The following is a 12,538-nucleotide window of genomic DNA, read 5'->3' on the forward strand; positions in this document are numbered from 1 at the left end:
GATGGCCGAGGACCGTCTAGCGCGGGTGCGCGGGCTCCTGGACGCCGTACGCGGCGAGGGGCGCACGGCGCTGACCGCCCCCGAGGGCAAGGTGCTCGCCGACGCCTACGGGATCGCCGTACCGGGCGAGGAGCTGGCGCGGGACGTCGACGAGGCGGTGGCGTGCGCGGCGCGGTTCGGCGGACCCGTGGTGATGAAGATCGTCTCGCCGGACATCCTGCACAAGACCGATGCCGGCGGTGTGGTCGTCGGGGTCGAGGGCGCGGCGGACGTGCGGGCGGCGTTCTGCCGGATCGTCGACAACGCCCGCGCGTACGACGCCTCCGCGCGGATCGAAGGGGTCCAGATCCAGGAGCTGCTGCCGCAGGGGCAGGAGGTCATCGTCGGGGCGGTCACCGACCCGACGTTCGGCAAGGTGGTGGCGTTCGGACTCGGCGGGGTGCTGGTCGAGGTGCTGAAGGACGTCACCTTCCGGCTGGCTCCCGTGGACGCCGACGAGGCGCTGTCCATGCTGGACTCGATCAGGGCGGCCGAGGTGCTGCGCGGGGTGCGCGGGCAGGCCGGGGTGGACCGGTGGGCGGTGGCGGAGCAGATCCGCCGGGTGTCCGAGCTGGTCGCCGACTTCCCGGAGATCGCCGAGGTGGACCTGAACCCCGTGATCGCCACGCCCGAGGGCGCGGTCGCCGCCGACATCAGGGTGATCCTGGCGACCGACACGCCGAAGGAGCGGCGCCGGTACACGCGCGAGGAGATCCTCACCTCGATGCGCCGCCTGATGCAGCCCGCGTCGGTCGCGGTGATCGGCGCGTCGGGCGAGCCGGGGAAGATCGGCAACTCCGTGATGCGCAACCTCGTCGACGGCGGCTTCGCGGGCGAGATCCACCCGGTGAACCCCAAGGCCGATGACATCTTGGGCCGCAAGGCGTACAAGAGTGTCACCGACGTTCCCGATGAGGTGGATGTGGCGGTCTTCGCGATCCCCGCGCGGTTCGTGGCGGCGGCCCTGGAGGAGGTGGGACGCAAGCGGATACCCAATGCCGTCCTCATCCCCTCCGGCTTCGCCGAGACCGGGGAACAGGCGCTCCAGGACGAGATCGTGGCGGTCGCCGAACGGCACGGCGTCCGGCTGCTCGGCCCGAACATCTACGGCTACTACTCCACCTGGCAGGACCTGTGCGCCACGTTCTGCACGCCGTACGACGTCAAGGGCGGCGTCGCGCTGACCTCGCAGTCGGGCGGCATCGGCATGGCCATCCTGGGCTTCGCGCGGACCACGAAGACCGGCGTGTCGGCGATCGTGGGGCTGGGCAACAAGTCGGACCTGGACGAGGACGACCTGCTGACCTGGTTCGGTGAGGACCCGCACACCGAGTGCATCGCGATGCACCTGGAGGACCTCAAGGACGGCCGCGCCTTCGTCGAGGCCGCGCGGGCGACCGTGCCGAGGAAGCCGGTCGTGGTGCTCAAGGCGGGCCGTACGGCGGCGGGCGCCAAGGCGGCCGGGTCGCACACCGGGGCACTGGCCGGGGACGACGCCGTGTACGACGACATCCTGCGGCAGGCCGGCGTCATCCGGGCGCCGGGGCTCAACGAGATGCTGGAGTACGCGCGCGCGTTGCCCGTGCTGCCCGCCCCCGAGGGCGACAACGTGGTCATCATCACCGGCGCCGGCGGCAGCGGTGTGCTGCTCTCCGACGCGGTGACGGACAACGGGCTGTCGCTGATGGAGATTCCGCCCGACCTGGACAGGGCGTTCCGCGCCTTCATCCCGCCGTTCGGCGCGGCCGGCAACCCGGTGGACATCACCGGGGGCGAGCCGCCGTCGACGTACGAGGCGACGATCCGGCTCGGTCTGGAGGACCCGCGCATCCACGCGCTCGTCCTCGGCTACTGGCACACCATCGTCACGCCTCCCATGGTGTTCGCCGAACTCACCGCGCGCGTGGTGGCGGAGTTCCGCGAACGCGGCGTCGAGAAGCCCGTGGTGGCCTCCCTGGCGGGCGACGTGGAGGTGGAGGAGGCGTGCCAGTACCTCTTCGAGCGCGGCGTCGTGGCGTATCCGTACACGACCGAGAAGCCGGTGGCGGTGCTGGGCGCGAAGTACCGGTGGGCGCGGGCCGCGGGCTTGTTGGGAGGCGGTTCATGACGTGAGACGGCGAGGGGCCGGCCGACGGGTGCGCGTCGGCCGGCCCCGGGGACCCGCGCGCGCACGAAAGGCATGGGACAGGGGGCGCTGGCCAGATCTTTCGACGCTAGGGGTGCAATCGACATGACAACCACCGATGTCACACGGGTCGCCGCCTACCGGGAGGTGACCGACAGGAACGGGCGCGTCTACCGCGTGGGCGAGTCCGACATCGACCTCATGGGGCGCAAGCGCAAGTGGATGGTGATCCTGCCCTGGATCGGGATGATGGGCATCTCCTCCGCCGAGTACGCGTTCGCGTCCGCCGAGGACACGCTGCACGAGGCCCAGCACTGGTCCAGCGGCAGCATCTACTGGATGATGACCGCCTGGGTGTTCTGCCAGGCCGCGGTCGCGTTCCCGGCGGGGCGGCTGCGCGAGAGCGGCAAGCTGCCGGCGCGCTGGGCGATGATGCTGGGGTCGGCCGGCACGCTGCTGGGCTATCTGTCGCTGGCGTTCGCGCCGCACGTCTCGCTCGCCTTCATCGGGTTCGGCGTGTTCAGCGGCATGGGTGCCGGCATGGTGTACGCGACCTGCGTCAACATGGTCGGCAAGTGGTACCCGGAGCGCCGGGGCGGGAAGACCGGCTTCGTCAACGGCGGTTTCGCCTACGGCTCGGTGCCGTTCGTCTTCATCTTCCACGGCTACATGGACACGTCCAACTTCCGCTGGGTGCTGGTTTCCGCGGGTGTCTTCCTCGCGGCGATGGTGGCGATCGCCGGTTTCTACTTCCGGGACCCGCCGAAGAACTGGTGGCCGGCCGCCGTCGACCCGCTGAACCCGCCGGCCGACCCGCGGGCCCGGCGTTCGCTGGAGAAGAACCCGCCGGCGGTCAAGCAGTACTCCCCGATGGAGGCCTGGAAGACCGGCCGGGTGGCGCTGATGTGGTTCTGTCTCGCCTGCACCTCCGGTGTGAACATCTTCGGCATCGCCTTCCAGGTCGACATCGGCGAGGAGGCGGGCTTCGCGGCCGGGGTCGTGGCCGCGGCGATGTCGCTGAAGGCGATCGTCAACGGCACCGGGCGCGGGGTCATCGGCTGGCTCTCCGACCTCTACGGCCGCAAGCAGTGCCTGCTCTATGTGTGCGCGATCCTGGGTCTGGCCCAGTTCGGCATCATCTGGTCGGCCGAGATCAAGAACCTGCCGCTGTTCCTGGTCTTCTCCGCCATCTCCGGTTTCGGCGGCGGCGCCATCTTCCCGATGTTCGCGGCGCTGACGGCGGACTACTTCGGCGAGAACAACAACGCCACCAACTACGGGATGGTCTACAGCTCCAAGCTCGTCTCCGGCCTCGGTGCGGGCATGGGCTCCGTGGTCGTCGGCGTCTGGGGCTACAACGGCGCCTTCAGCCTGGCGGGCAGTATCTCGATCTTCGCCGGGTTCGTGGCGCTGTCACTGAGGCCACCGGGGCGCCCGAAGGGCAAGCGCGTCACTCCGAATCCCCAGCCCCTCGGCGAGGGATGACCTGACGAAGGCTTCTTCGCACGGACCGGGCGGCCCCTCCCCCAGCACGCGGGAGGGGCCGCCCGGTCCGTGCTCCGGGTCAGTGGCGGCGCTTGCGCAGGGCGGCCAGGTTGTCGTAGCTGATCTTGGCCTCCCGCAGGGACTGCGAGGGATCGGTGGCGCTCGGCGAGTTGTCGTCCTCGATCATCGGGTTGTGGTAGTTGCGCTGTCCGACCCGGGAGAAGAACGTCGTGTAGTCGATGACGCCGGTCCCGAACGGCACCATGTCGTAGCCCATGCCGTTGGTCGTGCTGACCACGCCGTCCTTGGCGTGGAAGAGCGGGTAGCGCCGGTTGTTGCGGACGACCAGGCCGGCCGGGTCGAAGACGTTCTTCCGGGTGGAGCCGTCGTGGGCGGTGTACTCGTGGAACTTGTACTGGGCGACGTGCGCCCAGAAGATGTCCATCTCCAGCCAGACCACCCGCGGGTCGGTGACCTTGAGGAAGTACTCCAGTTTCCGGATGCCCGAACTGCGGGTCGGCCGGCCCTGGTCGTCCAGCGGGCCGCCGTCGAGCAGGAAACCGTAGGCGCTGTCGTGGTTGTGGGTGTAGAGCTTGATGCCCTCCCGGTGGGCGATCGCGCCGAGGGCGTTCCACTTGTCGGCGGCCACGTCCCAGTCGGCGCGGTAGGAGCTGCCGGTGGGGTCGCCGCCGGTGCCCATGTGGTCCATGCCGAGGATGTTGGCGATCTCCAGGTGCTTCTTGAAGGTGTCCTTGTCCGCCTGGGTCAGCGGCCAGGAGGACGGGATGAAGCCGTGGTTGCCCTGGGCGCGCAGCCCGTAGTCGTCGAGCCAGGAGCGCAGCAGCCGGGCGCCCTTGACGGACTCCAGGCTGGCGCCGCCCGGTGCGTTGGCGTGCTGGTTGTATCCGGCGAACTCCACCTGGCGGTAGCCGTGCCGGGACAGCTGCTTGAAGACCTCGCGGAAGCCGGAGGGCAGGTCGGAGGCGAGGGGGTCGCGGGCGGTGGCGTCGCGGACGGTGTAGAGGATGATGCCGCGCTTGTCCGCCGGGACGAGGATCTGCCCGTGGCCGTGGCCGTGGCCGTGTCCATGGCCGTGGTCGTGGTCTCTGTCCCGGTCGTGAGCGAGCGCCGGGGAGGCGCCGAAGACGGGGGCGGCGACGGCTCCGGCCGCCACCGCGGTGCAGGTGCTGAGGAAGCGGCGCCGGTTCACGCCGAGGGCGCGGCGCAGGCTCTCGCCCGGGCCGTCGGCGGACGGGTCGGTGCCGGCGTCGGTGCGGGAGGAGTCGGTGAACGGGGTCACGGATGCCTGCCTTCTGGGTCGTGGCCTGCACGGATGCGGTTCGGGCGGGCCGTTGTCAGTGCCGTGTGTTTCACTCTCAGTAGTCGGATTTCGGCGGGCGTACCGGGTGGTGCGTCAGCCGAGTCCGGCCAGCCGGAGCAGGAGTTGTTTCACGTCGGTGGCCGCGACGCGGTCTCCGACAGCGCGGGGGGTGGAGCAGATGAGGAGCGGACCGTCGTCGTCGCTCGCGGGGAGGCGGCCGTGGCTGCCTCGAATAGGTGACGCGTCGAGGGGCACGACCGCCATGCGGTAGCGCATGCCGAGTTTCTTCCGGGCCAGCGCGCCGGCCGCCTTGACCTTGACGTAGGGGTCGAGCGGGTCCATGAACAGTTCGACCGGGTCGTAGCCGGGTTTGCGGTGGATCTCGACGAGCTGCGCGAAGTCGGGCGCGCGGTCGTCGTCGAGCCAGTAGTAGTACGTGAACCAGGCGTCCGGCTCCGCGACGGCGACCAGCTCGCCGGCGCGGGGATGGTCGAGGTGCTGGGCCTTCTTGCCCTCGTCGTCGAGGAGTTGCTCGATGCCGGGCAGTCCGTCCAGGGCGGCACGGGTGGCGTCGAGGTCCTCGGGGCGGCGGACGTACACGTGGGCCACCTGGTGGTCGGCGACCGCGAAGGCGCGGGAGGCCATCGGGTCGAGGTACTCCATGCCGTCCTGGGTGTGCACCTCGAGCAGTCCGGCGCGGCGCAGGGCGCGGTTGATGTCCACGGGCCGGCTGACGGGGGTGATGCCGTACTCGGACAGCGCGACGACGGTGCGGCCCTCGGCGCGGGCGTCGTCGAGCAGCGGGGCCAGCGCCGCGTCGAGGTCGGCGGCGGCCTTCAGGGAGCGCGGGTCGTCGGGGCCGAAGCGCTGCAGGTCGTAGTCGAGGTGAGGGAGGTAGCAGAGGGTCAGGTCGGGGTGGCGGGTGGCCATGATGTGCCGGGTGGCGTCGATGATCCACTGGCTGGAGACCAGGTCCGCGCCGGGCCCCCAGAAGTGGAAGAGCGGGAAGGTGCCCAGTTTGTCGGTGAGTTCGTCGTGCAGGGCCGGGGGCCTGGTGTAGCAGTCGGGTTCCTTGCGGCCGTCGGCGTAGTAGACGGGACGGGGGGTGACGGTGAAGTCGGTGTCGGCGCCCATGGCGTACCACCAGCAGATGTTGGCGACGGTGTAGCCGGGGTGGGCGCGGCGGGCGGCGTCCCAGAGTCTGTCGCCGGCCACGAGTCCGTTGTGCTGGCGCCACAGCAGGACGTCGCCCAGTTCGCGGAAGTACCAGCCGTTGCCGACGATGCCGTGCTCGGAGGGCATGGTGCCGGTCAGGAAGGTGGACTGGGCGGCGCAGGTGACGGCAGGCAGCACGGTGCCGAGCGGCGCCCGGGAGCCGGACTGGCCGAGCTGCTTGAGGTGCGGCATGTGGTCGAGGAGGCGGGGGGTGAGGCCGACGACGTCCAGGACGAGGAGGGGGGTCGGTCCGTCGGAGGGGGTGGGTCGGGTCATGGCAGTTCCTTCAGGCCGAGGTCCGTCAACAGGTCGCGGGCGAGGGTCAGCTCGGCGGCGATGCCGTCGGTGAGCTGGGCGCGGGCGCGGGGCCGCAGCTCGGGCGGGAGGGCCTGCCAGGTGTAGGTCTCGACCTCCAGGTTGCGGGTGAGGGGGTGCGGGCCGCCGACGAGCCGGGTCAGCGCGGCCTTGAGTACCGGAAGGGTGGAGGTGAGGGGCGCGGCGGGGGCCGCGTGCAGGGGGACGTGGAAGTGGGCGCGCCAGGGGGCGGTGTCAGGCAGTGGGCCGCCGTCCGCGAGGGCCTCGTCGAGGTCGTCGGTGCCGTGCAGGCCGCCGGAGGGGGTGGTGGTGCGGGTCTGGTGCAGGAAGCGCGGCTCGGCGAAGGCGGCGAGCGCCTCGCGGACCGCGGGGTCGGCCGGGTGTTCGGCGTGCAGTGCGGCGGACAGCTGGGACTTGACGACGGGCACGCGGGCGGCCGTGAGCGCGTCCAGGGCGGTGTGCGGATCTTCGAAGGAGGTGGCGAGATGGCAGGTGTCGACGCAGACGCCGATGCGGTCGTGGGCGATCGCGGTCAGCGGGGCGATGGCGTCGTGGGTGGTCTCGACGACGCAGCCGGGTTCCGGTTCCAGGCCGACGCGGATGGAGCGGCCGGTGAGTTCCTGGAGCGCGTCGAGGCGTTCGGCGAGGGTGACGAGGGCGGCGCGCGCCTTGTCGGCACGGGTGTCGTCGTAGGCGGTGCGCCAGGCCAGCGGCAGGGTGGAGATGGTGCCGTCCGCGACGTCGTCGGGCAGCAGTCCGGCGAGGAGACGGGCCAGGGAGGTGGTGTGTTCGAGGCGTTCGGGGTCGGCCCAGTCCGGCTTGTAGACGCGGTACTTGACCTCTTCGGCGCCGAAGCCCTCGTAGGGGAAGCCGTTGAGGGTGACGACCTCCAGGCCGCGCCGGTCGAGTTCGGTGCGCAGGCCGCGCAGGGCGGCGGGGTCGGTGACCAGGGCGTGGGCGGCGTCGCGGGCGAGCCACAGGCCGATGCCGAGGCGGTCTCGGCCCAGGCGCTTGCGGACCGGCTCGCAGTGGTCGCGGAGCTGGGCGAGGACGCCGTCCAGGGTCTCGGCGGGGTGCACGTTGGTGCAGTAGGCGAGGTGGACGGTGGAGCCGTCGGGGTGCCGGAAGCGCATGGCTCACTCCCCGCCGCGCAGGATGGAGTTGCCCTCGTGCGTGGCGTCCCCGGCGGCCACGTCGAGTTCCAGGCGTCCGCTGAGCCCGTAGAAGGCGACGGGGTTGCGCCACAGCACCCGGTCCACGTCGTCCTCGGTGAAGCCCTCGGCGAGCATCAGGTCGCCGACCTTGCGGGTCTTGAGCGGGTCGCTCCTGCCCCAGTCGGCGGCGGAGTTCACCAGGACCTGCTCCGGACCGTACTCGCGCAGCAGGGCGACCATCCGGGCCTCGTCCATCTTGGTGTCCGGATAGACCGAGAAGCCGAGCCAGGCGCCGCTGTCCTTGGCTTCCTTCACGGTGGTCTCGTTGAGGTGGTCGACCAGGACCCGCTCGGTCGGCAGCGCGGACTCCCGGACCGCGTCCAGGGTGCGGCGCAGGCCGGCGAGCTTGTCGCGGTGCGGGGTGTGCACGAGGGCGGGCAGTCCGTGGTCGGCGGCGAGCTGGAGCTGGGTGGCCAGGGCGGTGTCCTCGGCGGGCGTCATCGAGTCGTAGCCGATCTCACCGACCGCCACCACCCGGTCCTTGACGAGATACCGGGGCAGCTCGTCGAGGACGGGCCGGCACCGGGGGTCGTTCGCCTCCTTCGGGTTCAGCGCGATGGTGCAGTGGTGGGCGATGCCGTACTGGGCGGCGCGGAAGGGTTCCCAGCCGAGCAGGGCGTCGAAGTAGTCACGGAAGGAGTCGGGCGAGGTGCGGGGCTGGCCCAGCCAAAAGGACGGCTCGACGAGGGCGCGGACGCCGGCCGCGTACATGGCCTCGTAGTCGTCGGTGGTCCGGGAGGTCATGTGGATGTGGGGGTCGAAGATGCGCATCAGGACTCCTTGCCGTGGGGGTCGGCCGTACCGGGCGCGGGGCGTCCGGACTCGGTCAGGGCCAGGACGCGGTGCAGGTCTTCGGGGACGGTGCGGTCCGCGGCGGTGCGTTCGGCGGCGTAGTCGGCCAGCATCCGGGCGAGTTCGTCGTCCCCGTGGGCCCGGCGGGCGAGGTCCGCGACGCTGTCGACCGCGACGCCCGTGAACAGGCACTTGAGCACGGCGTGCCGCCACTGGTGGGCGTCGAGGTGCCGGGCGGCGTACGGGCCGAGAGCGGCGGCGACGAGCCGGGTGTCGTTGGTGCGCAGGGCGTCCTCGACGAGCGGGAGGGCGTCCGGTCCCGGCACGAGGTGGGGCAGGGCGTGCAGGACGGCGCGGCGTTCGTCGGCGGTGCCCTGGGAGTACACCCGGGTCAGGGCGCCGGTGTCGGCACGCGCGGCGTGCAGGACGAGGACGCGGGCGGCGTCGGCGTGGGCGGGCCCGCAGCGGCGGCCTGCCTCGGCGAGGCGCAGTTCCCACACCGAGATGGGGCCGTGAGTGCCGGGGTGGGCGGCGGCCTCGTCGAGGGCCTGGTCCAGCCAGGCCCGGGCGGCTCCGCCGAGCCGGGTGGTGAGGGCGGCGCGCAGGTCGGCGGGCGGGACGTGGGCGGGGGTGGTGCCCTGGGCGTCCTGCCCGTCGGGGGTGACGTCCGCGTCCTGGGTGTCGGGGGTGACGTGGGCGGTGTGCGGCTGCGTCATGGGGTGGCTCCCTTCAGTGGGTGGCGGAGGGCTCGCCCGAGCGGTTGGTGCGGGGTGGTGGTGCCGGTGCGGCCCGGCGCAGGAACGGGAGGGAGCGTTCGGCGTAGTGGGGGCCCGCGTGCGAGTGGCGGGGCAGTTCGACGACGGTCAGGCCCTGGTAGCCGGTGGCGGCGAGGGCCTCGAGGACGGGCGGGAAGTCGATCTCGCCGTCACCGAAGGGGAGGTGTTCGTGGACGCCGCGGCGCATGTCCTCGATCTGCACGTGGCGGAGCCAAGGCGCGGCGGCCCGCACGCAGTCGGCGGGAGGGAGCGGTTCGAGGCACTGGCAGTGGCCGATGTCCAGGGTGAGTCCGAGGTGTTCGGGATCGCCGAGGGCGCCGCGCAGGGTGTGGAAGTCGGCGACGGTGGCGAGCAGGTGCCCCGGTTCGGGTTCCACGGCGAGGGGGACGCCCGCGGTGGCGGCGGCGTCCAGGACCGGCGCGAGGGCTTCGGCCAGCCGCTTCCAGGCCGTGTCCTCGTCCGTGCCGCCCGGGGTGACGCCGCTGAAGCAGTGCACGGCGTGGGCCCCGAGTTCGGCGGCGACGTCGACGGCGCGCAGCAGGAGGCCGGTGCGCCGGGCGCGGTCCTGCGGGTCGGGGTCGAGCAGGGAGGGTCCGTGCTTGCGGCGCGGGTCGAGTACGTAGCGGGCGCCGGTCTCCACGGTGACGCCCAGACCGAGCGTGTCCAGCCGCCGGGCGAGGCGGCGGGTGCGGGCGGCGAGGTCGTCGGCGAGGGGGTCGAGGTGCATGTGGTCGAGGGTCAGGCCGACGCCGTCGTAGCCGAGGTCGGCGAGGAGGGCCAGGGCGTCGTCGAGGCGGAGGTCGGCGAGGCCGTTGGTGCCGTAGCCGAAGCGGAGCGGGTGGGTGGCGGGACCGTCTCCGGCCCCGTTCGGACCCTGTTTCGGGCGCCGGCTCACGTGATGCTCACCTTCCTCATGGCGGACCTCTTCGCGAACCACCGGCCGGCCGGCGCGAGGGCCGCCACCAGGAGGGACGTGGCGCTCGCACCGGAGCGGGCGGCGAGCGCGGCCTGGAGCGGGATCGTGGCCCGGATGCCGCCGCCCACGGCGCGCCGGGTGAGCGGGGGTGAGGGGTTGAGCGCGGCGTGGAAGTAGGGGCGGGCGGCCGTCGCGGCGTAGGCGGCGCCCAGGGCGGCCGCGAGGGCGTCGGTGACGGCGGGTGCCGGGGTGGAGCCCGACAGGCCGGGGGCGGCTGCTGCCCGCCGGCCTGCCGGGAGTCGGGTGCGGCGCCGGGCGACCAGGCCGGTCAGTGCCCCCGTCGTCGCGAGGGCGGCGAGCGGGGCCAGGACGGAACCGCCGGTGGTCTCCCGGCGGGAGACGGCGGTGACCGCGAGGGTGTGGCTGCCGAGCAGGGCGGCGCAGGGCAGCGCGGCACGGGTGCCGCCGCCGGTGGCGGCCGCGCCCAGGAGCAGGTCCAGTCCGCGGGCGGCCGCCATGGCCGCGGGACCGGCCGGGGTGTGCTTCAGGGCGAGGTCGTAGGCCCAGACGGTGGCCGCCAGCGGCGCCGCGACCGCGAGGGCGGGACGTCCCGCACCGGCCGCCAGTGCCAGGCCGGCGCCGGTGAGCGCCCCGGCGGCGGTGAGGGCCGCGGCGGGGCGGATACGGCCGGACGGGAGGGGGCGGTGCGGGCGTTCCGCGGCGTCCTCCGCCCGGTCGGCCCAGTCGTTGAGGGCCATGCCGGCCTCGTACAGGCACAGGGAGGAGCCGATGGCGAGCAGGGTGCGGGGCCCGGGGCGTACACCGGCCGCGGCCGCGCCCGCCAGGGCGTCGCCGGGGACGGTGAACAGGGCGGGCAGCCGCAGCAGTTCGGCCCAGGCGCCGAGGCGGGCGGAGCGCGAGGACGCTTCGGCGGTCGCGAGCGGCGGCCCGGTGGTCCCGGAGGCCGCTCCCGGCACCCCCGCCGCTCCGGCCGGCGGCCGCGACGAGGCGGCCGGGGCTCCCGACGGCCCGGCCGTGTCCCGCGCCGCGGCGGTGGCGCGGCTCATCGCCCGGCCCCGTCTTCGACACCGCGGCCGCCGGGCCGGACGGCAACGGCGTCACCGCTCTGCCCGGCGGAACCGTCCGCCCCGCCCTCGCCGCCGTCCCCGTCGACGGGGGCACCGTCCGCGTCCTCGCGCAGCCGCCCGGCGAAGCGTTTCAGCTCCCCGTACTGCTCGGCCAGGGCCGACGGGCCGTCCCCCACCGGGTCCTTGAAGAAGAAGCCCAGTTCGCCCAGGGGGCCGGACAGGCCCCGCTGGTGGGCGCGGGCGACCAGGCGGGCCAGGTCCAGGACGAGCGGCGCGGCGAGGGACGAGTCGCAGCCCTGCCAGGTGGTCTGGAGGAACATGCGGGCGCCGAGGAAGCCGTCGAAGGCGATGTGGTCCCAGGCGGTCTTCCAGTCGCCGAGCACGGGCACGTCGTCGATGTGGACCTCGCCCTCGACGGGGGCTCCGAGGGTGTCGGCCAGCACGCGTTCCTTGCCGGCGTTCTTCGCCGCGGCGGCCGCCGGGTCGGCGAGGGCGGCTCCGTCGCCCCCGCCCAGGAGGTTGGTGCCGGACCAGGCACGCACCGCCAGCGCCCGCTGCGCGAACATCGGGCCGAGCACCGAGCGCAGCAGGGTCTGCCCGGTCTTGCCGTCGCGGCCCGCGTAGGGCAGGCCGCTCGCCTCCGCCGGTGCGGACAGCGCCGGGTGGTGCAGGCCGGTCGACGGGGTGAAGTTGACGTACGGGCAGCCGGCCCGCAGGGCGGCGGCCGCGTACAGCGAGCTGGCGGGAAGCGCGCCCCCGGCGGGCGCGGGTTCGGTGGAGGCCACGTTCACCACCACCGTCCGGTCCACACCCGAGCGGCGCGCGAAGTCGGTGATGTCGGCGGCGAACGCGGCGATCAGCTCCTCCTCGTCGCGGGTGTCGCCGGGCAGGGGGCCGCCAGGGCGGATCTCGCGGTCGGCCGCGGCCAGTTCCGCGTGCACGGCCGAGGGCAGTCCGTGCGGCAGCACGCCACCGGCGGCCAGGGCCTCGGCCCGCTTGGGCAGGGGGCAGTCCACGGTGTCGTGACCGCCGAAGACGAGGGCCGGCAGGGCGGGGAGTCCCGCGCCGGCGAAGTCGGGGGTCTCGGTGACCATTCCGGTCGGCGGGTGCAGTCCCGCGGTCACGGCGGCGCAGCCCGCCACCACCGTGGTGGCGACGGAGCCGCGGGCTCCGATCAGCCAGACACCGGTACGGGAGCCACGGGAGGAAGCAGAGGGGGACGCGGACATGGGCAGCCTCCTTGTCGAGCGCG

The 12,538-nt window shown here is 73.3% G+C and carries 10 protein-coding genes; 2 read left to right on the top strand and 8 right to left on the bottom strand.

The window, feature by feature from the left end; genetic code table 11:
* Position 1: 1 nt before the first annotated feature.
* Together R2E43_RS05515 and R2E43_RS05520 are read left to right on the top strand one after the other, a co-directional pair.
* A complete protein-coding gene (locus R2E43_RS05515; RefSeq protein ID WP_193485646.1) occupies positions 2-2,146 on the top strand; it encodes an acetate--CoA ligase family protein in 2,145 nt (714 codons plus the stop codon).
* 123 nt (positions 2,147-2,269) lie between these two features.
* The gene (locus tag R2E43_RS05520; RefSeq protein ID WP_016327784.1) at positions 2,270-3,649 is read left to right on the top strand and encodes an OFA family MFS transporter; all 1,380 of its coding nucleotides are present in this window, start codon (positions 2,270-2,272) and stop codon (positions 3,647-3,649) included.
* A gap of 79 nt (positions 3,650-3,728) precedes the next feature.
* Here R2E43_RS05520 and R2E43_RS05525 read toward each other — a convergent pair whose 3' ends face one another.
* The 8 genes from R2E43_RS05525 to R2E43_RS05560 form a co-directional block, all read right to left on the bottom strand.
* Positions 3,729-4,949 carry a sugar phosphate isomerase/epimerase family protein gene (locus R2E43_RS05525; protein WP_136209399.1) on the bottom strand — a complete coding sequence of 407 codons (1,221 nt, stop codon included), beginning with the start codon at positions 4,947-4,949 and terminating at the stop codon, positions 3,729-3,731.
* Between the two features lie 114 nt (positions 4,950-5,063).
* Entirely contained in the window at positions 5,064-6,461 is a 1,398-nt protein-coding gene (locus R2E43_RS05530) for a nucleotide pyrophosphatase/phosphodiesterase family protein (protein ID WP_011031019.1), read from the bottom strand.
* On the bottom strand, positions 6,458-7,633 hold the full coding sequence (gene eboE, locus R2E43_RS05535) for a metabolite traffic protein EboE (RefSeq protein WP_003972400.1): 1,176 nt from the start codon (positions 7,631-7,633) through the stop codon (positions 6,458-6,460). Before eboE ends, R2E43_RS05530 begins: the two co-directional genes overlap by 4 nt.
* A 3-nt stretch (positions 7,634-7,636) precedes the next feature.
* Positions 7,637-8,485, bottom strand: coding sequence for a TatD family hydrolase (locus R2E43_RS05540; RefSeq protein WP_189283528.1), 849 nt, complete (start codon positions 8,483-8,485; stop codon positions 7,637-7,639).
* Positions 8,485-9,222, bottom strand: a complete 738-nt coding sequence (locus R2E43_RS05545) for an EboA domain-containing protein (protein WP_189283527.1) — start codon at positions 9,220-9,222, stop codon at positions 8,485-8,487. Before R2E43_RS05545 ends, R2E43_RS05540 begins: the two co-directional genes overlap by 1 nt.
* A gap of 13 nt (positions 9,223-9,235) precedes the next feature.
* On the bottom strand, positions 9,236-10,177 hold the full coding sequence (locus R2E43_RS05550) for a sugar phosphate isomerase/epimerase family protein (RefSeq protein ID WP_189283526.1): 942 nt from the start codon (positions 10,175-10,177) through the stop codon (positions 9,236-9,238).
* Entirely contained in the window at positions 10,174-11,265 is a 1,092-nt protein-coding gene (locus tag R2E43_RS05555; protein WP_332055966.1) for an SCO3242 family prenyltransferase, read from the bottom strand. The genes R2E43_RS05550 and R2E43_RS05555 overlap by 4 nt, the downstream gene beginning before the upstream one ends.
* A complete protein-coding gene (locus R2E43_RS05560) occupies positions 11,262-12,515 on the bottom strand; it encodes an inositol-3-phosphate synthase (protein WP_016327781.1) in 1,254 nt (417 codons plus the stop codon). Before R2E43_RS05560 ends, R2E43_RS05555 begins: the two co-directional genes overlap by 4 nt.
* Positions 12,516-12,538 lie beyond the last annotated feature (23 nt).

The sequence above is a fragment of the Streptomyces violaceoruber genome (assembly GCF_033406955.1).
Classification (GTDB): domain Bacteria; phylum Actinomycetota; class Actinomycetes; order Streptomycetales; family Streptomycetaceae; genus Streptomyces; species Streptomyces violaceoruber.

Excerpts from the sequence above, each read along its gene's own strand:
- R2E43_RS05555 (WP_332055966.1), bottom strand. The coding sequence starts at position 11,265 with ATGAGCCGCGCCACCGCCGCGGCGCGGGACACGGCCGGGCCGTCGGGA.
- R2E43_RS05560 (WP_016327781.1), bottom strand. The coding sequence starts at position 12,515 with ATGTCCGCGTCCCCCTCTGCTTCCTCCCGTGGCTCCCGTACCGGTGTC.
- R2E43_RS05540 (WP_189283528.1), bottom strand. The coding sequence starts at position 8,485 with ATGCGCATCTTCGACCCCCACATCCACATGACCTCCCGGACCACCGAC.
- R2E43_RS05530 (WP_011031019.1), bottom strand. The coding sequence starts at position 6,461 with ATGACCCGACCCACCCCCTCCGACGGACCGACCCCCCTCCTCGTCCTG.
- R2E43_RS05545 (WP_189283527.1), bottom strand. The coding sequence starts at position 9,222 with ATGACGCAGCCGCACACCGCCCACGTCACCCCCGACACCCAGGACGCG.
- eboE (WP_003972400.1), bottom strand. The coding sequence starts at position 7,633 with ATGCGCTTCCGGCACCCCGACGGCTCCACCGTCCACCTCGCCTACTGC.
- R2E43_RS05515 (WP_193485646.1), top strand. The coding sequence starts at position 2 with ATGGCCGAGGACCGTCTAGCGCGGGTGCGCGGGCTCCTGGACGCCGTA.
- R2E43_RS05520 (WP_016327784.1), top strand. The coding sequence starts at position 2,270 with ATGACAACCACCGATGTCACACGGGTCGCCGCCTACCGGGAGGTGACC.